24 protein-coding genes and 1 tRNA gene are annotated in these 21,612 nt (G+C 60.4%); 3 read left to right on the top strand and 22 right to left on the bottom strand.

The features are described from left to right. Nucleotides 1–518: 518 nt before the first annotated feature. From WOB96_RS14245 to rpoE, 19 genes are all read right to left on the bottom strand, one after another. Complete coding sequence (locus WOB96_RS14245; protein WP_341371971.1) at nt 519–1,376, bottom strand: S-methyl-5'-thioinosine phosphorylase; 858 nt, start codon at nt 1,374–1,376, stop codon at nt 519–521. Next, on the bottom strand, nt 1,373–1,939 hold the full coding sequence (locus WOB96_RS14240; protein ID WP_341371970.1) for a hypoxanthine-guanine phosphoribosyltransferase: 567 nt from the start codon (nt 1,937–1,939) through the stop codon (nt 1,373–1,375). The genes WOB96_RS14245 and WOB96_RS14240 overlap by 4 nt, the downstream gene beginning before the upstream one ends. A gap of 17 nt (nt 1,940–1,956) precedes the next feature. Further along, complete coding sequence (locus WOB96_RS14235; RefSeq protein WP_341371969.1) at nt 1,957–2,334, bottom strand: DsrE family protein; 378 nt, start codon at nt 2,332–2,334, stop codon at nt 1,957–1,959. Nucleotides 2,335–2,500: 166 nt separating this feature from the next. Beyond that, nucleotides 2,501–2,962: an Hsp20/alpha crystallin family protein gene (locus WOB96_RS14230; RefSeq protein WP_341371968.1), complete on the bottom strand. Its 462-nt coding sequence runs from the start codon at nt 2,960–2,962 to the stop codon at nt 2,501–2,503. Between the two features lie 80 nt (nt 2,963–3,042). Next, nucleotides 3,043–4,842, bottom strand: coding sequence for a GGDEF domain-containing protein (locus tag WOB96_RS14225; protein ID WP_341371967.1), 1,800 nt, complete (start codon nt 4,840–4,842; stop codon nt 3,043–3,045). Between the two features lie 15 nt (nt 4,843–4,857). Continuing rightward, a complete protein-coding gene (locus WOB96_RS14220; protein ID WP_341371966.1) occupies nt 4,858–5,904 on the bottom strand; it encodes an NAD-dependent epimerase in 1,047 nt (348 codons plus the stop codon). Between the two features lie 47 nt (nt 5,905–5,951). Next, nucleotides 5,952–6,338 (bottom strand): holo-ACP synthase, encoded by a 387-nt coding sequence (acpS, locus tag WOB96_RS14215; protein ID WP_341371965.1) that lies wholly within the window; start codon nt 6,336–6,338, stop codon nt 5,952–5,954. Next, nucleotides 6,335–7,063: a pyridoxine 5'-phosphate synthase gene (gene pdxJ, locus WOB96_RS14210; RefSeq protein ID WP_341371964.1), complete on the bottom strand. Its 729-nt coding sequence runs from the start codon at nt 7,061–7,063 to the stop codon at nt 6,335–6,337. Before pdxJ ends, acpS begins: the two co-directional genes overlap by 4 nt. Further along, entirely contained in the window at nt 7,056–7,826 is a 771-nt protein-coding gene (recO, locus tag WOB96_RS14205; RefSeq protein ID WP_341371963.1) for a DNA repair protein RecO, read from the bottom strand. Before recO ends, pdxJ begins: the two co-directional genes overlap by 8 nt. After that, the gene (gene era, locus WOB96_RS14200; protein WP_341371962.1) at nt 7,823–8,722 is read right to left on the bottom strand and encodes a GTPase Era; all 900 of its coding nucleotides are present in this window, start codon (nt 8,720–8,722) and stop codon (nt 7,823–7,825) included. The genes recO and era overlap by 4 nt, the downstream gene beginning before the upstream one ends. Next, the gene (rnc, locus tag WOB96_RS14195) at nt 8,722–9,396 is read right to left on the bottom strand and encodes a ribonuclease III (RefSeq protein ID WP_423229755.1); all 675 of its coding nucleotides are present in this window, start codon (nt 9,394–9,396) and stop codon (nt 8,722–8,724) included. The genes era and rnc overlap by 1 nt, the downstream gene beginning before the upstream one ends. A gap of 2 nt (nt 9,397–9,398) precedes the next feature. Then, nucleotides 9,399–9,779, bottom strand: coding sequence for a DUF4845 domain-containing protein (locus WOB96_RS14190; RefSeq protein WP_341371960.1), 381 nt, complete (start codon nt 9,777–9,779; stop codon nt 9,399–9,401). Continuing rightward, nucleotides 9,779–10,552 (bottom strand): signal peptidase I, encoded by a 774-nt coding sequence (gene lepB, locus WOB96_RS14185; protein WP_341371959.1) that lies wholly within the window; start codon nt 10,550–10,552, stop codon nt 9,779–9,781. The genes WOB96_RS14190 and lepB overlap by 1 nt, the downstream gene beginning before the upstream one ends. 36 nt (nt 10,553–10,588) lie before the next feature. Then, entirely contained in the window at nt 10,589–12,388 is a 1,800-nt protein-coding gene (gene lepA, locus WOB96_RS14180; protein ID WP_341371958.1) for a translation elongation factor 4, read from the bottom strand. Between the two features lie 169 nt (nt 12,389–12,557). Then, nucleotides 12,558–12,818: a glutaredoxin family protein gene (locus tag WOB96_RS14175; protein WP_341371957.1), complete on the bottom strand. Its 261-nt coding sequence runs from the start codon at nt 12,816–12,818 to the stop codon at nt 12,558–12,560. A 20-nt stretch (nt 12,819–12,838) separates the two neighbouring features. Further along, nucleotides 12,839–14,242: a DegQ family serine endoprotease gene (locus WOB96_RS14170; protein ID WP_423229754.1), complete on the bottom strand. Its 1,404-nt coding sequence runs from the start codon at nt 14,240–14,242 to the stop codon at nt 12,839–12,841. 146 nt (nt 14,243–14,388) lie between these two features. Continuing rightward, a complete protein-coding gene (locus WOB96_RS14165) occupies nt 14,389–14,880 on the bottom strand; it encodes a SoxR reducing system RseC family protein (protein WP_341371955.1) in 492 nt (163 codons plus the stop codon). Between the two features lie 21 nt (nt 14,881–14,901). Next, a complete protein-coding gene (locus WOB96_RS14160; protein ID WP_341371954.1) occupies nt 14,902–15,510 on the bottom strand; it encodes a sigma-E factor negative regulatory protein in 609 nt (202 codons plus the stop codon). Between the two features lie 2 nt (nt 15,511–15,512). Continuing rightward, nucleotides 15,513–16,100: an RNA polymerase sigma factor RpoE gene (gene rpoE / locus WOB96_RS14155; RefSeq protein WP_341371953.1), complete on the bottom strand. Its 588-nt coding sequence runs from the start codon at nt 16,098–16,100 to the stop codon at nt 15,513–15,515. 177 nt (nt 16,101–16,277) lie between these two features. On the opposite strand from rpoE, the gene nadB reads away from it, so the two are divergent. Both nadB and ygfZ read left to right on the top strand, forming a co-directional pair. Then, the gene (nadB, locus tag WOB96_RS14150) at nt 16,278–17,972 is read left to right on the top strand and encodes an L-aspartate oxidase (protein WP_341371952.1); all 1,695 of its coding nucleotides are present in this window, start codon (nt 16,278–16,280) and stop codon (nt 17,970–17,972) included. 402 nt (nt 17,973–18,374) lie between these two features. After that, on the top strand, nt 18,375–19,427 hold the full coding sequence (ygfZ, locus tag WOB96_RS14145; protein ID WP_341371951.1) for a CAF17-like 4Fe-4S cluster assembly/insertion protein YgfZ: 1,053 nt from the start codon (nt 18,375–18,377) through the stop codon (nt 19,425–19,427). A gap of 85 nt (nt 19,428–19,512) precedes the next feature. Here ygfZ and WOB96_RS14140 read toward each other — a convergent pair whose 3' ends face one another. After that, complete coding sequence (locus WOB96_RS14140) at nt 19,513–20,214, bottom strand: c-type cytochrome (protein ID WP_341371950.1); 702 nt, start codon at nt 20,212–20,214, stop codon at nt 19,513–19,515. Nucleotides 20,215–20,296: 82 nt separating this feature from the next. Continuing rightward, nucleotides 20,297–20,388 (bottom strand) — tRNA-Ser (locus WOB96_RS14135). Nucleotides 20,389–20,554: 166 nt separating this feature from the next. Here WOB96_RS14135 and WOB96_RS14130 point away from each other — a divergent pair. Beyond that, the gene (locus WOB96_RS14130; RefSeq protein ID WP_341371949.1) at nt 20,555–20,998 is read left to right on the top strand and encodes an NAD(P)-dependent oxidoreductase; all 444 of its coding nucleotides are present in this window, start codon (nt 20,555–20,557) and stop codon (nt 20,996–20,998) included. A 161-nt stretch (nt 20,999–21,159) separates the two neighbouring features. On the opposite strand, the gene sugE is transcribed toward WOB96_RS14130, so the two are convergent. Continuing rightward, the gene (gene sugE, locus WOB96_RS14125; RefSeq protein ID WP_341371948.1) at nt 21,160–21,480 is read right to left on the bottom strand and encodes a quaternary ammonium compound efflux SMR transporter SugE; all 321 of its coding nucleotides are present in this window, start codon (nt 21,478–21,480) and stop codon (nt 21,160–21,162) included. Between the last annotated feature and the right edge of the window lie 132 nt (nt 21,481–21,612).

Genomic DNA, 21,612 nt, shown 5'->3' with positions numbered 1-21,612 from the left:
TTAGATGCATGCCTTTTTCCGGGGAGAGTATCTCTGCTCCTCAGCAGAAACAGACCGGAGCTAGACAGGGTGTAGGTCAAGGACTCATACACCAGCTCTTTTATAGTAGTGTCGGAAAGTCCGGAAAATATTCCCAATTTTTTAGCCTTTGCCCTTCTCTCATCCGGGATGCCGGTTGTAGATCAGGGTTCAGGATGATATCGGTTGAAGGTTGATACACCATTGGAGATCAGATTGCTGCCCAGTGGGACACCGGATGGCGGGAAGGACCGTGCGGTAGCCATAGAGAAAGGGATTTCTCTAGTAACGGCTGTACAATTGGTGTAAGTGAGCCAGGGAACAGGAGTTATCTGTGCCAGTGCGTGGTGGAAAGCAGAAGCGCTGCCTAATCAGGCGAGGCGAAGTTTAGGCTGATGGAACTGCGGCTTTGAGAGAGGGGCAGCTGAGTGCGCAACAAAGGAATTGTAAAGGCATCAAAGGCAGCCTGGGTCCATTCCATAGAGTCCCAGGATAAAAATCTAACTTGGCACCCCGGCGTTGCCGCGCGCCATGGAGTCCACCGGACCGGTTTCTGCCGGACTGGACATGGATTGCGTCGCCTGCGGTGCACAGAAGCTGCAAACACCTTCGTGCTGGCTGCTCAGCGGCACGATCGCTTCAAGTAGATGACGCACCCGATTCATGCCCTCGGCCATGACTGCCTCGATGCTTTCGAGGCTGATCACCCCTTCGGATTTGCCGGCAGCGGGATTGACCACCAGGCAAATCGGGGCGTAGCACAGCCCGAGTTCACGGGCGAGCTGGGCTTCCGGCGAGCCGGTCATGCCGACGATATCTCCGCCATCCCGTTCGATCCGGCGAATCTCGGCGGCCGTTTCCAGGCGCGGGCCTTGAGTCGCGGCATAGACACCGGACATCAGCACGGATTCCTTACTGCCATGAGCCGCGCGGTCATAATCCTGGCGCAGGCGATCACAGTAAGGATAGGTGAAATCGATGTGAATGACCTGCTTATCGCCACCTTCAAAAAAGGTGTGATGGCGACTATGCGTGTAATCAATCAACTGGTCCGGGCAGGCCAGCACGCCCGACTGCATCGTTTCGGCAATGCCTCCCACGGCAGCCACGGCAATCACCTGCCGCACGCCCACATGGTGCAGGGCCCAAATATTGGCTTGGTAATTAACCTGATGCGGCGGAATGGTGTGGCCATAGCCATGACGCGCCAGAAACACCACCTCCGTCTGCCCGAGCCGGCCAAAGGTTAGCGGACCCGAAGGCTCGCCATAGGGGGTGCGCACGATCTGGCGGCGCAGGATTTCGAGATTCTTGAGTTTGGTCAGACCGCTGCCGCCAATGATGCCAATCAGACTCATGCGTCGACCTCGGTTGAAGATTCGTGAAGCGCGTAGATGCCCGGCGCATTGCGCCAGAGCCCGCTACAGTCCATGCCATAGCCGAAAACATAGAGATCCGGCACGTCCAGCCCGACATATTCCGCCTTCACATCGCACTTGCCCTCGCGCAGCTTGTTCACCAGCACGGCGGTAAGCACCTGACTGGCGCCCTGCTCCCGGCAGTAGGCCTGGATCTGCTGCAGGGTCACGCCCTCATCGAGGATATCGTCGAGCAGGATGACCACACGCCCTTGCAGGCTGCGCTTAGGTCTGGCAATCCAGCGTAGCTGACCACCCACAGTGGCATCGCCATAGCGGGTTGCGTGGACATAATCGAGTTCAAGGGGAAAGTCGAGCAGAGGCAGAAGCTGCCCGGTCAGGACGATGCCGCCGGTCATCACGCAAAGCGCAATGGCAGGTTCGGCTGGCTGGAGAGCGGCAAGATCGACGTTGAGCCGATTCGCCATTTGCCGGATGGCAGCCTCAACGGCTGCCGGGTCGTGCAGGATGGAGACCGGGCCCGGCAGCGTTGATTTATCCATCAAAGGGCAGGCGTGACTTAGTAGGTGAAGGTGACGACGTTTTCGTCCATGGCCTGCTCGATCACGTAGGCGCCGCCCACCACGTCCTCGATCTCGGGAATGAGGTCGGCCTTGGTGGCGTCCCAGAGCTCGAGCGTCGGGGTGCAGGCATAGAACTTCACACCGGCTTCATGGGCATCCTTGATGAAGTCGTAGACGCTCTTGGGGCTGCCCGGCATCACGAACAGTTTCTCGGCCACACCCTTCTTGGCCAGCTCGCCGGCGCGGGCGGTCAGAATGACCTCGACTTCATAGTCCATGGCAGCAGCGACCGTGGCCTGGAAGAAGGGCGCGCCCAGTTCCTGCGGGTTGGAAGGATCGGTGTTGACCATCATCATGAGCAGCTTGTCAGCCATTGATATCTCCTTAGAATGATGCACGAGCTAGGTGAAACGAGTATATAGTGGAACCGCTTGAGGGCCACCCTGAATAATCTGATAACAATATAAGGAAGCCTTTCGCTTTGCAAGGGCCACAAAAAACCCGGCCGAGGCCGGGTTTTGAGCGGGGCGAGCCCTGATTCTACTGCACCGATATTTTCTTGCGCTTGGCCGTCTCGGCCTTGGGCAGCGTGATCTCCAGGATGCCATCGTGGCAGGACGCCTTCACCTTCTCGCTATCCACTTCCTCGGGCAGCTGGATCGAGCGGGTAAAGCTGCCAAAACGCCGCTCGCGGTACAGGTAATTGCCTTGCTCCTGCTCGGCCTCATCCTCGTGCTTGCCACTCAGGAACAGTTGGTTGCCCTGCACCTCGATGCTCAGGTCTTCCTTTTTCACGCCGGGAACCTCGGCCCTGACAAGAATTTCATTTTCGCGGTCGACGATATCGATGCTGGGTTTCGTCCCAAGACCCTCCGCCGCCAGTTCATTCATGCGCACCGGCCGGAAGAAGGCAGGCATAATGCTCTCGAAAAGCTGATCGAACGGATCCTGTGGACGGGCAACCGCACGGCCGCCGGAAGGACGTTGTGTCAAGGTAGCCATAAAAAACCTCCTTGTCGAATCAGAAACTGAGAAGTGTGGGTTTCTCCCACCCTCTAATCTGGGGATGGGGCCAGAGCTTTTCAAGTGCCACCCGCGGCAAGAGCTCTGAAAACCACCCGATTGCGACCGGCCCGCTTGGCCTCGTACATGGCAGCATCGGCCCGCCTGAGGGTGTCCTTGAGAGGCTCGCCGGCTGTCCAGGCACTGATACCCGCACTGAACCGAATCGACAGTTCAGTGCCGGCGTGCATGATCGGTCGTTGCGCCAGAACGGACTGCAGCCGGGTCAGGACATGGGAAACGCTATTGGACGGGGTGTCCGGGAGCAGCAACACGAACTCCTCTCCACCGACACGGGCGAGACTGTCCGCCGGACGCAACTGTTCCCTGAGTACCTGTACCAGATGCTGCAGCATTCGGTCCCCGAATTCATGACCATAGTGGTCATTGATCCGCTTGAAGTGATCGATGTCCAGCACCGCGACACTCAGGGTGCTCCCCTGGCGCAGCGCGCGGCCCATCTCCCGCTCGAAGACGATCTGCAGCCCACGCCGGTTGAGGGCCCCGGTCAGCGGGTCCTCCTGGAGCAAATGATTCACCTGCTCCAGTTCGGATTCCAGGCTGTAGATGCGTTGCTCGGCCTGCTGCAGCCGGTCGCGTGCCGAGAGCAGATCCTGGTGCAGACGACGGCTCTCGGCCTCGATCCCGGCGCTGTCCTGCAGGAGATCCTTGAGGATGCGATTGATCTGGTCGAGATTCTCGGCGTGCTGGAGATCATCCGCGTGCGCCCGCACCTTCTGCGAATAGGCACCGGTTGCCGTGGAAATCTGCTCGATGCTGGAAATCACCAGACCGGCCATGGATTTCAGTGCTTCCCGGGCTTCGAGCATGCCCTGTTTCAGCACACCCTGCTTGTAGATGATTTCCCTGAGACGCTCTTCCGCCTGCAAAAGCGTTGCGGCTTCCAGCGGCTCGGCAAAGAGGGTCCGCATGTCCTGAAGCTGGGTGTTGAGCCAGACGTCCTCGGTCAGGAGATCGGCCACGTTTTCCGTGAAAAGCTGCAGGAGCCGCAGCAATCCCTGCTGCAGTTGCAGTTCTTCGCCATGACGCAGCTCAAGCTCGATCCAGAAGCGCCGAAATTCAAGTGCCAGTTGCCGGAGTTCTTCCTGCGTATGCGCGCCCTCAATCCGCGCCTGCAGCGCCTCGGCGGCGGCCTGCAGAGCAGGAAGATGCGCCAGTCTGGGAATGACGCCGTATTGCATCGCCTGCACCAGAATCTGGCGCCAGACCGGCCCTGAGAACTCCACCTCCTGGCGCATGCTGGCAGGTGCGGGCGACCTTAACGGATCCGGTTCCGGCGAATTGGCGTCCGAAACCGTATCGGCCCTGGACCGTCCCTTCTCCGGCAGCCCCTCCCACCTGTCCAGCAGGGCATTCAAGTGCAGGGCAAGCCGGGCGGGCTCATCACCATATCTGGTCAGGGTGAAGTCCAGCGCCTCCTGTTTTTGCAGATAGGAAAGCCCCTGCTGGCGCCGCTCCCACTCGCTCACGAGCCGGCGACAGATTGCCGCCAATGCCGGTGTTCCGCCGGTCGCCCAGCGCAGACCACTGAGCATGGGTGCCAGCGCCGCGTCCCAGCGACCCGCCTGCAGGTCCGCGAGCATCGCGCTGCAAAGCGATTGCAGCTCCTGTCTTTCAGCCGCCAGCGTTCCGAGGGCCATTTCAAGGGCGGTCTGTGCTGGTGCTGCCGCGGGTTGCTGGCCACTGATTTCTGCAAAGATACGGGCGTAATTTTCAGGCGTGGGCGGCAGACGCAAAGCCGCGAGTTGCAGAAAGGTTTGCCGGGCGGTTTCTGCAATCGAGGGGGTTTGGGGCTTCATGTCGCAATGACTCGTTCAGGCCGGATAGAAAGCGCGGTACCAGTCGACGAAACGGCGCAGGCCTTCGGCAAGATCGGTGCGGGGCTGGAAGCCCACGGCGGTCCTGAGATCATCGATATCGGCATAGGTGGCCTTCACATCCCCGGCCTGCATGGGCAGCATCTGCATTTCGGCCTTGCGCCCGAGTGCCTTTTCCAGCAGTTCGATCATCTCCAGCAAAGGGACGGGCTGATTGTTGCCGATATTGTAGATCCGGTAGGGCGCATAGCTGCTGGCCGGATCGGGATGCTCGCCAGACCAGGCGGGACTACCCGAAGGTGTTTGGTCCATCACCCGCACGACACCCTCGACGATGTCATCGATGTAGGTGAAGTCGCGCTGCATCTGGCCGTTGTTGAACACCGGAATGGGCTGACCGGCGAGGATCTTTTGCGTGAAGCTGAAGTAGGCCATGTCCGGTCGGCCCCAGGGACCATAGACGGTAAAAAAGCGCAGCCCGGTAACCGGCAGACCAAAGAGATGGCTGTAACTGTGCGCCATCAGTTCATTGGCCTTCTTGCTCGCGGCATACAGCGACACCGGATGATCGACATTGTCGTGCACGGAAAAGGGCACCTTGGTGTTGGCACCATACACCGAGCTCGAGGACGCAAACACCAGATGCCTTACTTGGCTCTGGCGACAACCCTCCAGCACATTGCCAAAACCAACAAGATTGCTGTCGATGTAAGCTGCGGGGTTTTCGATTGAATAGCGAACGCCCGCCTGGGCGGCGAGATTCACCACCACATCGAAGCCATGACTCGCAAAGAGCCGCGCCATGCCCGCCCGATCCGCCAGATCCAGCTGTTCGAAGCTGAAACCGGGATGCGCCTGCAACTGCGCCAGCCTCGCCCGCTTCAGGCTGACGTCATAGTAGTCGTTGAGATTGTCGATCCCGACCACCTGCCGCCCCGCCCCCAGCAGGCGTAAGCTCAGATGATAGCCAATGAAACCCGCCGCTCCCGTGACGAGGATGGGCGCACTTGCACCCTCCTTGTTATTCGCACCCATCTTGCTCATCCATTCCATCCATCATTCAAAAGCAAGCGCCAGAAAGCGATCCGACATCATGAAGCCCGCTCCAGCACGACAAAGGCCAGCGCATAATCCCGCTCATCGGCAATACTGATATGCGCCTGCACGCCCGCTCCCAGTCCCTGGAATCTGTCCAGGGCCCGCCCTGACCAGCAAAGCTGCGGCTGGCCAAGCGCGCTGTGACAAACCTGAATGTCAGTCCAGGACAGACCCTGCTGGAAACCGGTGCCCAGCGCCTTGGCCGCAGCCTCCTTGGCAGCAAAACGCCTGGCCAGAAACGCAGCAGAATCGGCACAAGCGGCAAAGCCCTCCAGCTCCAGGGGCCCGAGCAGGCGCCCCGCCAGACGCCCGCCGAAGCGATCATGCGCCTTGCGGATACGCGCGATCTCGACCAGATCGGTGCCGATGCCGACTATCAAGCCGCGGCAGCCTCCCGCATCAAGGCCTTCATCTCGGCTACCGCCTGGCGCAGTCCCGTGAATACTGCCCGGGCTATGATGGCATGACCGATATTCAGCTCCTCGATGGCGGGGATTGCTGCAATGGCCTGGACGTTGTGATAGTGCAATCCATGCCCGGCGTGGACGTGCAGCCCCATCGAGTGCGCCAGGCTGGCGGCATTGCGGATCTGTGCAGCCTCGGCATCACGGGACCCAGCACTTTCGGCATCGGCATAGCGACCCGTGTGGATTTCGATGGCCGGGGCGCCGGCCTCGGCGGCAGCCTCGATCTGGAAAGGATCAGGATCAACGAACAGCGACACCCGTACACCGGCCTGGGCCAGGCGGACGCAGGCCGCCTTGACGCGTTCGAGCTGGCCGGCCACATCGAGTCCGCCCTCGGTCGTCAACTCCTGTCGCTTCTCCGGCACCAGGCAGCAGTCCGACGGGCGCAGCCGGGCGGCAATCGCCAGCATCTCATCCGTCACGGCCATTTCGAGGTTGATCCGGGTCTGGATGGTCCGGCTGATGATCTCAAGGTCGCGCTCCTGGATGTGCCGGCGATCCTCGCGCAGATGCAGGGTGATACTGTCGGCCCCTCCCTGCTCGGCCTCGAATGCCGCCTGCACCGGATCCGGAAAACGCGTGCCACGCGCCTGGCGCAGGGTGGCGATATGATCGATGTTGACGCCCAGCTTAATCATCGGAGTCCTCCCCCAGAACATTCTCCTGCCCGCCGCCGGAAAGCCGGCCGGGGCGCCGGTAGACCTGTAGCAAGGCCTGGCTTTGCAAGGGCTTTCCCCCGAGCTGGGTGGCCAGCGCTCCCTGCAGCCATTGCCTGATGACGCGTTTGTCACTGGCTGGTGGCATTTCCGCGCCGCCTTCCAGCGCCCGTAGCGCCGAGCCACGACAGGTGGGCTGGCCTTCCCCGCCATGTTCAGCGCAAATCAGGCCCTGCTCCGGCAGATAGAGCCAGGGTGAAGCATCGGCCAGCAGCGGACGCCCACATTGAATGCAGCCCGACAGATCAAAGCCAAATCCGATTTCCTGCAACAGTCGAAATTCAAAGCGCCGCAGTACCCAGTCCGGCGCCTCGCCCGCCGCAAGTGCCGCGAGCGCCCCCTGATAGGCCGCATACAGTCCCGGATGCGGATCCCAGCGCTGCAAGAGGCGGATCAGCAGCTCATTGAGATAGAATCCACAGGCAACTGCGATGCCCTTGAACTGGGCCAGCGGCCCGGAATCCTCCGCGCCAGTCAGGGTGGCCAGGTCCCCGCGCCCACGCCAGCTCACCAGATAAGGTTGCCAGGGCTGCAGCCGCGCAAACTGACTCTTGGGACGGCGGGCCCCCCGCGCCACGGCTCCCACCCGGCCCTCGGCGAGGGTAAACAATTCAACAACCAGACTGCTTTCCTGATAGGGGTAGCGGTGCAGGACATAGGCCTCCACGGCCGCCGGCGTGCTCATCCATCGTTCCTGTCATAACCGATGCTGTGCAGCACATTGGCGTCCGTCGCCCAGCCGGTCTTGACCTTGACCCACAGCCCCAGAAACACCTTGGTCCCGAGGAGCTTTTCCAGTTCCAGACGGGCGGCCTGGCCAATCTGCTTGAGCCGCTCGCCACCCGCGCCGATCAGGATGGCCTTTTGACCCGGCCGTTCGACATAGATGGTCGCCTGGATGCGGGTGAGCCGCCCCTCCTCCTTGAATTCATCGATGCCGACCGCGCTGGCATAGGGCAATTCCTGGCCGACGCTGCGAAACACCTGCTCGCGGATGAGCTCGGCGGCCATGAAGCGCATCGACCTGTCGGTGATCTCATCCTCGCCGTAGAAGGGCTCGCCCTGGGGCAGGTATTTCACCAGAAGATCCTCCAGGGCCTTGACATCAGCGGGCGCGCGGGCGCTCATGGGCACCACCTCGGCAAAGGGGTGGCGCTCTCCCATGGCCTGCAGGAAAGGCAGCAGACGCGACTTGTTCTTGAGCGTGTCCACCTTGTTGACCACCAGGATCACCGGTTTACCCAGCGGCCGCAGCAGGTCCAGGGCCCGGGCGTCGTCCTCGCGAAAGGTGCCGGCCTCCACCACAAGTACGGCCACATCCACGGCACCCAGGGCCCCCTGGGCCATGCGCATCATGTATCGATTGAGGGGATTTTTCGGGTCATGGATGCCCGGCGTATCGACGAAGAGCAACTGGGCATCGGCTCGGGTCCTGATGCCCAGAATGCGATTGCGGGTGGTCTGCGGACGCCGGGAGGTGATACTGACCTTCTGTCCGACCAGGTGATTGAGCAGGGTCGATTTGCCAACATTCGGCCGGCCGACCAGGACGATGTAACCACTCTTGAAGTCAGCATCCATTAGCTCTCCACCCTGGTCAGTTGCTCCAGCATCAACGCGGCGGCAGCCTGCTCGGCCTTGCGGCGGCTACCGGCCTCCGCGTCTTGGTATTGTTGTCCCTCAACATGGCATCGCGCCACGAAGGATTTATTATGCGCCTCGCCTTTCTCCAGCACGAGCTCATAACGCGGCAGGGCCTTGCCGCGCCCCTGCAGGAATTCCTGCAAGCGGGTCTTGGGGTCTTTCAGTTGCTCGCGGACCAGCTCATCCGACAGGAAGTCGCCAAACAGGCGGCGAATGACGACGTGCACGGCCTCGAACCCTGCATCCAGATAGATGGCTCCCAATACGGCCTCCAGGGCATCGGCCAGAATGGATGCACGGCGAAAGCCACCACTGCGTTGCTCGCCGATGCCGAGAATCAGCTCACTGCCGAGATCCAGACGCTGGGCAATCTCGGCCAGGGTTTCCTCGCGCACCAGCCTGGCCCGCATCCGTGACAGATCTCCCTCCGGGGCCTGGCCATAGCGGCGATAAAGCATGTCCGCGACAGTAAAGTTGAGAACACCATCGCCCAGAAATTCCAGGCGCTCATTGTTGAAGGCATGGGAACTGCGGTGGGTCAGGGCCTGGCGCAACAGGGCCGGGTCGCGAAACTCATAGCCCAGCGTGGTTTGTAGGGAGGCAAGGCTCACGTTCATTCAACCTGCATGCCTTGGGACTGCGTCGTAAAATCGAAACAGCCACTCATGTTGCCAAATAGATGTACCCTTCTCTCATAGGCCACCCTGATGCGCGGATTGTTCCCCGAGTCTCGCTCGATCTGGATGTCATCGCTTTCTACATGGGTCACATCGGCCACCTCAAGGCGCTTTAGCAATGCCTCGCGCACATCCCGTTCGCTGGCCCGGGCATCCGTGCTCTGTGCCTGGGCCTTCACAGCATTGACCACGGACCAGTATTCATAGTAGACAGGCAGTATTTTCGCGGCCAGGACCGTAAAAGCGACCAGCACGACACCCCAGGCGAGCAGCCCCACCAGTGTCGTTCCATGCTCCCGGCCATTTGTTGCATTCATCAAGGAATTGCCTCCCCCAGGCGCTGCCAGCGAACCCGGGTCTCCAGGCTGTCCCAGGACCACCAGATCAGCATCGCCTTTCCCACGATATTGTCATCGGGCACGAAGCCCCAGAATCGGCTGTCATTGCTGTTGTCCCGGTTGTCGCCCATCACGAAATAGCGCCCCGGCGGTACAGTGACGGGCTCCATGTCCTGCATCCCGCTCTCCGGAATCACCAGAATGTCATGCCGATGCCTGCCAAGCTGCTCCCGATATTTCTGGGTATCGAGTATGTAGCCCTGTTCTGTAATATAGCTGAAATCGCCGAGCAGTTCCGTGGATACCGGCTTGCCATTGATGATGATCTGTTTGTTGGCATAGGCGACCGTATCACCGGGCAGGCCCACCACCCGCTTGATGTAGTCCTTGCTTGGATCTTCGGGATAGCGAAACACGATGACGTCACCACGTTCCAGGGGGCTGCCCTGTGTCAGCCGCGTGTTGATGACCGGCAGGCGCAGGCCATACACGAACTTGTTCACCAGCAGGAAATCACCGACCAGCAAGGTGGGGATCATGGAACCGGAAGGAATCTTGAAAGGCTCCACCACGAAGGAGCGGATCAGAAAGACCACCAGGATCACCGGAAAGAAACTGCGGGACCACTCCACCGGCCAGGGCTCCTGGGCATGCGCGGGCCGGCGTCGCCTGAAGAACACCCTGTCCAGCAACCAGACCACAGCCGTCACCAGCAGCAGGATCAACATCAGCAGGCTAAAATCCATAGTCATCCCTCGATTGTCATTGCGTGTTCTGCTGGAACGATATTATTTTTCGACCTTCAGGATGGCGAGAAAGGCTTCCTGCGGTATTTCGACGCTACCAACCTGTTTCATGCGCTTTTTGCCTTCCTTCTGCTTTTCGAGCAGTTTGCGCTTGCGGCTGATGTCGCCGCCGTAGCATTTCGCCGTCACGTTCTTGCGCAGGGCCTTGACGGTTTCGCGGGCGACGATCTGGGACCCGATGGCAGCCTGAATGGCAACGTCATACATCTGCCGCGGGATCAGTTCGCGCAGCCTGGACGCCAGTTCCCGGCCGCGGTACTGGGCCTGATCGCGATGGACGATGAGCGAGAGCGCATCCACCTTGTCGCCGTTGATCAGCACATCCAGCTTGACGAGGCTGGATGTCTGAAAGCGCTTGAGTTCGTAATCGAGCGAGGCGTAACCCCGACTGACTGATTTCAGGCGATCAAAGAAGTCCAGCACCACCTCATTGAGGGGCAACTCATAGCTGAGCATGGTCTGCCCACCCATGAACTGCAGGTTTTTCTGAACGCCGCGTTTTTCCTCGCAGAGCCCGATCACGGCCCCGAGATACTTCTCCGGCACCAGGATGTTTGCCTCGATGATTGGCTCACGCATCTCGGCGATGTTCTGCTGCGGCGGCAGATTGGCCGGGTTCTCGACCTCGATCACATTGCCATCCGTGGTTTCCACCTGATACACCACGGTCGGCGCGGTGGTGATCAGGTCGATATTGTATTCACGCTCCAGACGTTCCTGCACGATCTCCATGTGCAGCATGCCCAGAAAGCCGCAGCGAAAACCAAAACCCAGTGCCTGCGAGGTTTCCGGCTCGTAATGCAGCGAGGCATCGTTGAGCCGGAGCTTGTCGAGCGCATCGCGCATGGTGTCGTATTCCGAGGAATCCACCGGATAGAGCCCGGCGAAGACCTGCGGCTTGGCCTCCTTGAAACCCGGCAGCGCCTCGCTGGCAGGACGATGCACCTCGGTGAGGGTATCGCCAACCTTGGCGCCGTCCACGGTCTTGATGCCGGCAATGACAAAGCCCACCGCCCCGGCCTCCAGGGCGTCCACCACCAGGGGCTTGGGCGTGAAGACGCCGACCTTTTCGACGGTGTACTGGCGCTTGCCGGCCATGGTCAGGATCTTCTGGCCGGCACGCAGGGTGCCGTTGAAAACGCGCACCAGCACCACCGTACCGACGTAGTTGTCGAACCAGGAATCGATGATCAGGGCCTGCAGCGGGGCAGCGGCATCTCCACCCGGCGCGGGCACGCGCTCGACGATGCGCTCGAGGATTTCCGGGATGCCAATACCTTCCTTGGCGCTCGCCAGCACGGCGTCACTGGCATCCAGGCCGATGATCTCGCCGATTTCCGTCTTGACCCGTTCGGGATCCGCCGCGGGCAGATCGATCTTGTTCAGGACCGGCAGGATCTCGAGATTGTTTTCGAGCGCTGTGTAACAGTTGGCCACACTCTGCGCTTCCACACCCTGCGAGGCATCCACCACCAGCAGAGCGCCTTCGCAGGCCGCCAGCGAGCGGCTCACCTCATAGGAGAAATCGACATGTCCCGGGGTATCGATCAGGTTCAGCGTGTAGATCTGGCCATCGGCAGCCTTGTAGTTGAGACGCACGCTCTGGGCCTTGATGGTGATGCCACGCTCACGCTCGATGTCCATGGAATCGAGCACCTGATTGCTCATCTCGCGATCGCTCAAGCCCCCGCACAAGCGGATGAACTGATCCGCAAGGGTGGATTTGCCATGGTCGATGTGGGCGATAATGGAGAAATTCCGAATTCTGTTCGTGTCAGTCATGATCCACGCAAATGGCCATTACGGGGGAATGGCCAAGGAAACTGAAAAAGGGAGCCGCAACGCCCCCTTTTCCTGATGAGCCCTGGACGGCCTGTGACGGTCCCGCCGCCAGCCTGTTTGCGGCCTATCCTAGCAAAACACATGCTGATTTAACATGACCACTCCTGGATCAGGCCTGCCCGGCCTGATGAAGATAGGCCTCCAGAACTTCCGGGCTCAGGGTGTAATGCGCGATTTCCAGATCGCCGTCGAGCAATACCGGAATCAGGAGACCGTAACGCGCCGCCAGCGCGGGGTCACTATCGACATCGACCAGTGTCAGGGTAAACCGCCCGGCGTTGAGAAAAGGGCGCAGGACGGCAATCATGTCATCACAGAGATGGCAACCGGGACGCCCCAGCAATCGCAGGTCCGGCCCCGATGCGGTCATGGAAGCCGGACCGCCCATCCCTATTTGTCCAGCTGCAGGGCCAGATAGAGGCTGCCACCGCCTCGATTGACGAGGACGGGAATCGGCTGTCCCCTGGGCAATCCGGCCACAAGCCGCTGAAACTGCGCCACATCCCCGACCGGCTGGCGCGCAAGCTGCACGATGACATCACCCGGGCGGATGCCGGCATCCGCTGCGGGTCCCGGGGCGACCGCCGTCACCAGCAGGCCTCCGGAAACCTTCAGCTTGCGCTTCTGCTCGGCAGTCAGGGTATCGACCCGCACCCCCAGCCGGTCGGATTCCTGCGCACTGGAAGCCATCTCACCCGGCTTCTTCGGCATCTCCTCGATCACCACATTGACGTCGAGGGTCTGGCCATTACGCAACAAACGGGCCTGAACCGGCTTGCCCACAGGCGCCATGCCAACCAGAGGCGGCAGGTCACCGGAAACATTGATGTCGCGCCCGGCGAAGGAAACGATTACGTCACCGCGGCGAATCCCCGCCTTGGCGGCCGGGCTGTCGGGCATCACGTCGCCGACCAGGGCGCCACGGGCGTTCGGCAGGTTGAAGGAACGCGCCAGCGGCTCGGTGATGTCCTGCACCATGACACCCAGCCAGCCGTGACTGACCTTGCCGGTAGTGCGCAGTTCATTGACCACCCGCATGGCGATGTCGATGGGAATGGAAAAGGACAGGCCCATGAAGCCGCCGGTGCGGCTGTAAATCATCGAGTTGACCCCGATCACCTCGCCATCCATGTTGAACAGCGGTCCGCCGGAGTTACCGGGATTGATGGCCACATCCGTCTGGATGAAGGGCACATAGCTCTCGTTGGGGATGCTCCTGCCCTTGGCGCCAACGATGCCGGAGGTCACGCTGTTTTCAAACCCGAAGGGTGCGCCGATGGCCGCCACCCAGGCCCCGACCTTGACCTTCTCGGGATCACCAATGCGCACCACGGGCAGGTTGTTACCGGGGATCTTCAAGAGCGCGATGTCAGTGCGCTCATCCTTGCCGATCACCTTTGCCTCGAACTGGCGCCGGTCGGTCAGACGCACATCGACCTTGTCGGCATTCTGGATGACGTGGGCGTTGGTAACGACATAGCCGTCATGGCTGATGATGAAGCCCGAACCCAGGGACTGGGCCTTGTATTCTCGGGGCATGGCATTGGGCACGTCGCCAAAGAAGTGCCGGAAGAAATCATCAAAAGGCGTGCCCTGCGGCATACCCGGCCCCGCCTGCGGGGCCTTGATGGTCTGGGTGGTGCTAATGTTTACCACCGCGGGACCATTTTGCTCCACAAGGCTGGTGAAATCGGGCAGATCCGCAGCATGAGCGGCCCTGAAAGCCGACAGCAGGAAAATGATGCTCAATGCCCAGGACCATGGCCAAAGCCTTTGTGCTCGATGCTTCACCATTTCAACTCCTTTTGATGATAGAACAGACGAATTCCTGCAGCGATGGCGATGTTACCATCCCTGTCAGCTCCCTCCGGCACTCGCCGGTTCCGCAAGGCCGGGCGCCCGCTTCCATTTTCGATGGCAGACAGACGCTCATCTCCTTTTTACTGCAAAGGATGGATGGGAACAAAGCCCTTTTCACCGATGATGCGCAACAATACCGGCTGATATCGCGCATCGACACGGATGCGTTTACTGAAGAGTCGAACCCAGAGAAAGCCGAGCGATAGCCCGAAGAAGGCAGAGAGGATGGTCCAGAGCTCCGGGCTCGAGGCCTGGAGCTTGGCGGCCATATGCTGGCCAAAGAGAGCCAGCGCGAAAAACAGTAGAAGGGGGACCACATAGACAGCGACGGAACCCCGGAGCAGGGCGGCCCCGGCAACCCCGACGACCACCCGGTCGCCAGGCTTCGCGCCAATATGGTTTATGGCGCGCATTTCGACGCGCCGCTTGCCAAGCACCCCGGCTAGGGTACCTGTACCGCATCCATTTTTCGCGGAACAGCCAGAACAGGTGGACCGGCGCTCTGGATCAATCCAGGCGATCTCCCCGTCCACCCGTAGCACATCAGCTTCTTCTAGTATATGCAGCGTCATGCACCCATATTACCACAACTGTCAGTGAGCGACCTCCCGCCCGACTTTCTGGACCACGGGCGCCTGCTCAGAGGCCTTGCGCACTTCCTCCATGCGCAGATCCTGCGCTCGCTGGCGGGCAAGGTACATCTCCAGGCTGCTCTCCGGTGCCAGATCCACAGGGGCCCATTGCCGTCCCCTATCACTGGCCGGCACCATCGCAGCGGGACTGACATCATCCTGAGTTTCCATGGAATTCGCCACTGGGGATGAGACCGCGTTATCGAAGGCGCTGCCGGCAGGGTTACCAGGCTGGAGCATGACGAAACTGACGAAGCCAACACTGGCGGCAATGGCCACGGCGCCGAACTTGCCCCAGAGCGGCAGGGGGGCGTGACGTGGCTCGAGCCCCTTGGGCGCGAGAACGGTGGGTTCCTGTTCAAGGAGGTTATACACACGACTGGCGAAAGCCTCGGAGCCGAGAGCGGCCGGTCTTTGTGAATATTTCAGGAGATGGCTGACGGTATGCAGTCTCGACCACTCCTTTTTCAGCTCCGAATCGCTCAGGAGTCGATCGATGAAGATGCTGGCATCTTCAATACCCAGTTCGCCATCCATGAAGGCGGACATCTTTTCCTTGTCGTTCAGCATACCTAGATTTCCTTTCGTTCTAACAATGGCTCCAACTCCCGACTGATGGCCTCTCTGGCTCGAAATATTCTTGATCGCACCGTTCCGATCGGGCAGTCCATTGCCGCGGCAATCTCCTCATAGCTCAACCCCTCGAACTCACGCAGGGTGATTGCCGTTCGCAGATCTGCAGGGAGATGGTCCAGGGCAAGGCCGATGCGCTGCGCCAGTTCCTGCTCCATCACCAGGCCCTCCGGTGTGTCATACTCCCTTAGTGCATCGGCAGCTTCCAATTGTTCCGCATCTTCGGTCTCAAAATCCGATGAGGGTGGCCGACGCCCCAGGGCAACAAGATAGTTCTTCGCAGTGTTTACGGCAATGCGGTACAGCCAGGTGTAAAAAGCACTCTCGCCCCGAAAGGTTTTCAGGGCTCGATAGGCCTTGATGAATGCCTCCTGAGCAACATCTTCCGCCTCCTCCGGATCCCGCACATAACGCGAGACAAGGGACAGCACCTTGTGCTGGTACTTGCGTACCAGCACATCGAAAGCATGCTTGTTCCCTTTCTGAACGCGCTCGACTAGCAGACGGTCGCTTTCCTGTTCGGACATTTCAGATTCCTGATGAGACTGCCTGTGACATTCTAGTATGGGTAAAAATGGTGCGAATCGGCCTGATGGCCCGGAGCTGCGCCTGTGCAAGGATGCTTTTTCAATGCCGGAGCGGGTATAGTAGCAAAATAAGCTTGTACTGAAAGGGCCTCTAGTCTCAGGAACGGGATGGCATGGATGAAGCACCACCGCAGTGACTTTCTGGTAATCGGTAGCGGACTGGCGGGTTTGATGACCGCTCTCGGCCTGGCGGAACTGGGAACCGTGGCCCTGCTGGCTAAATGCGAGCTGACCGGGTCGGCAACGCTCTGGGCCCAGGGCGGCATTGCCGCTGTCATGGCGGAATCGGACAGCTTCGAGGCCCACACACGGGACACCCTGAATGCCGGAGCCGGACTCTGCCATGAGGATGTCGTCCGGCATGTGGTTTCACAGGGACCGAAGGTCGTACAGGAACTGATCGAGCGTGGCGTGCTCTTTACTCAGGAGGCCGGTGACAGCTTTCCGGACAAGCTTCCTTTTCACCTGACCCGCGAGGGTGGACACAGCCAGCGCCGCGTGCTGCATGCCGCCGACGCCACCGGCCGTGCCATTGAAACCTCACTGGCCAAGCAAGCCCGGCAGCATCCGAACATCCGGATTTTCGAGCAGCACAATGCCGTGGACCTGATCAACGGCAGCAAGCTCGGGCTGAACGATCCGGGCTGCCTGGGCGCCTACGTGTATGACAAGGTCCGGCAGGAAGTGCGGACTTTCCTGGCCCGCGCCACCGTCCTGGCCACCGGCGGGGCCGGCAAGGTATATCTTTACACCAGCAATCCCGACATCGCCACTGGAGACGGCATCAGCATGGCCTACCGGGCCGGTTGCCGGGTGGCCAACATGGAATTCATCCAGTTCCATCCCACCTGTCTCTATCACCCGCAGGCCAAGTCATTCCTGATCACCGAGGCGGTGCGCGGCGAAGGCGGGAAATTGCGGCTGATCAATGGCGAGGCGTTCATGCACCGCTATGATCCGCGCGAGGAGCTGGCCCCCCGCGACATCGTCGCCCGTGCCATCGACGCGGAGATGAAGCGCCGTGGCGATGACCATGTGCTGCTCGACATTTCCTTCAGGCCGGCCGAGTTCATCAAGAACCATTTTCCCAACATCTACGAGCGCTGCCTGTTGCTCGGGATCGACATCACCCGGGAACCGATCCCGGTGGTGCCGGCCGCACATTACACCTGTGGCGGGGTCATGGTGGATCTGAACGGGCGAACCGATCTACCCCGTCTTTATGCCGCGGGCGAAGTCAGCCATACCGGCCTGCACGGGGCCAACCGCCTGGCCAGCAATTCCCTGCTGGAATGCGCCGTTTATGCCCAGGACATCCGGGAGCACGTCCGCGCGACCTGGCCGGCGCTCCAGGCCATCGAGCTCCAGCCCGTGCCCGACTGGGACGAGAGCCGGGTGACCGACTCCGATGAAGAAGTGGTGGTTTCCCACAACTGGGATGAAATCCGCCGGTTCATGTGGGATTACGTCGGCATCGTGCGCAGTAACAAGCGCCTGGAGCGGGCCCGACGACGGGTGGAACTGCTCAAAGGCGAGATCGAGGAATATTATCGCCACTTCCGGTTGAGCAATGACCTGATCGAATTGCGCAACCTGGTGCTGGTTGCGGAACTGATCATTCGCTCCGCCCAGGCCCGTCACGAGTCCCGCGGTTTGCATTATTCGCTGGACTACCCCGAAAAGGCCCCGATACTGCAGGATACCGTCATGCAGAAGGACTGGCCTGATCCCTGTCTTTACCGCGTGGATGCAGCAGCTGACGCCGTAGTGCCGCAAACTGCGGGATCGAAGCACCAGGTACTGGATGGATGAGGCGATAAACCTGGCCGTCGCTCCCCTGGAAGCGCAGCGCCAGCAGGCGAGGATGCGCGATGGCCCCGGGTAGCAGGCCTGCATGCAGGGCCCGGCCGTCCACCAGGCGGATATGATATGCGCCTTGATCATCCCAAGCCAGGTCAGTGATCCGGCCCCGGCATGTTTTGCCCATGGGTGATATCTGCCGATATAGCTGCCAGCTCAGCAGGATCCCCAAAAAGATGCTCACAGGCCAATAAGGCCACCAGACGGGCAGCACCAGTGTGGGGAGCGTGAGAAGTTGAGGCAAGCCTGCCAGCAGGCACTGGCGCTTGCCGACAGAAAACTGGAAACTGAGCTCGTGCTCTCCGGAAGCAGTCATTCGATTTCGTTCATTCAAATGGGCATGAAGGATAGTTTATGCACACAAAATGGCAAACCTTTCTGGCGTCACAGGGCGCCAGTTTCGATCCTGACGGGCTGGTGCAGCATTTTGGCGAGCCCCAGCATGAACTGGAAGCCGTACTCACCGGTCAGGAGATTCTCTGTGATCTGAGCCAGTATGGATTGATCAGGGTTTCCGGCCCGGATGCAGAAAAATTTCTGCAGGGCCAGTTTTCCAATGACATCCGGCTCGTCACCCCCGAGCGGGGACAGCTTAGCAGTTACAGTAACCCCAAGGGCCGCATGCTGGCCAATTTCTTCATTTTTCGCTGGCAGGATGCCTACTGGCTGCTGCTCTCTGCCGATCTGAGCGCGGGCGTCGTCGAACGCTTGAAAAAATTCCGGCTGATGGCCAAGGCCGAAATTGAGGATCTTTCTTCAGAATATGTCCGCATCGGCCTGGCAGGACCTGACGCCCAATCCTTGCTCACCAAGGCCACCGCAAGGGCCGACCTGCCCACGACAGACTGGGCCAGCGTGGATGCGGGGGACATGCTCATAGCCCAGCTTCCCTGGGCTGGCGTGCAGGCCAGGCTGGTCATCGGCAAGCCTGAGGCAACGCAGGAAATCTGGGGGAAACTGGTGCAGGCCGGTGCCCGCCCGAGCGGCGAGTTGCCCTGGAATCTGCTGCAGATCAGGGCTGGTATCGGCCTTGTAAGCCGGAATACTACGGAAAAATTCATTCCCCAGGAACTGAATCTCGAGGTGCTCGGAGGCATCAATTTCAAGAAGGGATGCTATCCGGGCCAAGAGATCGTAGCACGCACCAAGTATCTCGGACGCCAGAAAAGCCGGACCTACCGCTTGCTCAGCCCGATCAGCAGCGATCCCGGCACCAGCATCCATGGGAGCACACTGGAAGGCCAGGCCATTGGCCAGCTCGTGGCTTGCGCGCCGAATGGCAAGGGGAAATATGAATGCCTGGCTGTGCTGCGTATTGATAATGCAGGGGAAGACCTGCGACTTGCGAGCGAAAGGGGCCCGGAACTCGTCGTGCTGGACCTCCCCTATCCTACCGAAGCTGCCTGAGCTGGAACGCCCGGCATAACAACATGCCGGGCAAAGCAACAGAAAGCAAAAACTCCCGGCCATGCGGTCCGGGAGTTTCTATGGCTCAGGCCTTTGGCGGCGCGATGGGCTTCTGCTTCAGCACCCAATCCGCCATCGCCTTGGCGTCGGCATCGCTCAGCTGCGGATGGGGCGGCATAGGCACTCCACCGGTGAGCGCATTCCAGTTACCGGCACCGCCCTGCTTGATCTTCTGCGCCAGCTTCTCGTCAGCCCCACTCTGGCCCTTGTACTTGTGAGCCACCCAAGCATAAGCAGGACCAACCATCTTGGTGTCCACCGCATGGCAGCTGAAGCAATCAGAGCTCTTCATCAGTGCCTCGGCATCACCGCCGCCAGCGGACGCCGTCTGCGTAGCGCCGCCAGCACTGGCGCCAGCGCCAGCACCAGTCGCGGCACCAGCTCCAGCAGCGCCGCCCGTCGTGTCACCGGCACCACCTGTCGTGCCGCCCGCAGCGCCTGCTCCGGTGCCATCGGTAGCGCCGCCCGTGGTACCGGTCATATCTGCGCCGGTTGCACCACCCGTAGTACCATCAGTGCCCATATCGGCACCTGTGCCCCCGGCAGTACCTGCGGCGCCGGTACTCGTATCAGGCGCAGTACCCGTAGTAGCGGGGCTTTCGGTCGTAGCCCCCGTTGCGGAGGTGTCCTGAGGCTCTTCCTTCTTGCCGCAGCCCGCCAACAAACCCACTGCTGTAGCAACAACCAGCCAGCGCGTGAGCACACTGGCACTTGTTCTTCTGCTCATGCTAACCTCCTCGTCTATTTGAAATGCAGCCATATCTACGAAGGTGCCTGGTACGCAAGGACAACGGAACTTGCGGAAAAGCTGGCGGAGAGGGTGGGATTCGAACCCACGTGGGGCTGTTAACCCCCATCCGATTTCGAGTCGGCGCCGTTATGACCGCTTCGGTACCTCTCCGTTCGCGCTAGAGTGTACCCCAAATCCCTTCACAAAAAACAGTGCTGATGCACACTAGCCTGAGCCCCATACAGCAGCAATCGGACCAATGCCCCACCATCACCAGGGCCGAGGGCCAAAAGCCAAGTTTATGGAATCCGGACCAAGATGAGGCAAGCGTTCCAGAATGACAGAAAGACCAAACATTCCCAGCCCAAGGGCTCCCAAGACAAGGCCCCGCGTCATCCTCCTGGACTTGCTTGCAATGGTGGATGTACTGAGCCTGCATTGCCCGCTCACCGACGCCACCAAAAACCTGATTGGCGCGGACGAACTCGCGCGCATGAAACCGGACGCCCTGCTCATCAACACGGCGCGGGGCGGCATCGTGGAAGAGCAAGCGCTGGCAGATGCCCTGCGGGCCGGACGACTTGGCGGTGCCGGCGTGGATGTGCTTACGCAGGAACCACCCGTGCACGGCAACCCGCTGCTGGCGGCCGACATCCCCAACCTGATTGTCACGCCACACGTTGCCTGGGCAAGCCAGGAAGCGCGCCAGCGCATGGTTGACCAGATTGCCGAGAATATCCTTGCCTTTCTGGAAGGCCGGCCACGGAATCTAGTTTCCTAGCGTCTCGCGCGCCATCCAGGCTGAAGCGGGCAAAACCCTTCCCTCGGTGCGTGATAATTGCCGACCAATGTTTCCCATGGATGCGCCCTATGACTAGGCTTCTCGGTTCATAACACCTGAATTAAGCCGAGCCGCGAAGCGGCTTCGGCTTGAACGAATTGTTAGGCCGGGGTAGCCAATTTGAGGCCAATAATACCTGCGAGGATGAACGCGAGGCTCAGTAGCCGCCCTGCATTCGCTGGCTCTCCAAACAGCACAATCCCAAGAATCGCCGTGCCGACAGCGCCGACGCCAACCCATACAGCGTATGCGGTGCCAACAGGCAGCGACTTCATGGCAATGCCAAGTAACCCAAGGCTAATCACCATCGCAAGTACTGTGCCAACAGTTGGCCAGAGGCGTGTGAAGCCATCGGTGTATTTAAGTCCTATGGCCCATCCGATTTCGAAAATCCCGGCAAGGATCAGAATGATCCAGTTCATGGCGACACCTCATCGTTGTACGGGTCGTCCCGGATACGAATGACAAAATGAGGTCGTCCTCAGTTCGTGAGTAAGGCATAACGCCCGCCATCACCGGTGACAAATCCGCAACGAAGCGGCGGGCTTGGCATC

The organism is Thermithiobacillus plumbiphilus (assembly GCF_038070005.1).
Taxonomy (GTDB): Bacteria; Pseudomonadota; Gammaproteobacteria; order Acidithiobacillales; family Thermithiobacillaceae; genus JBBPCO01.
This window is presented reverse-complemented; position numbering and strand designations above follow the sequence as displayed.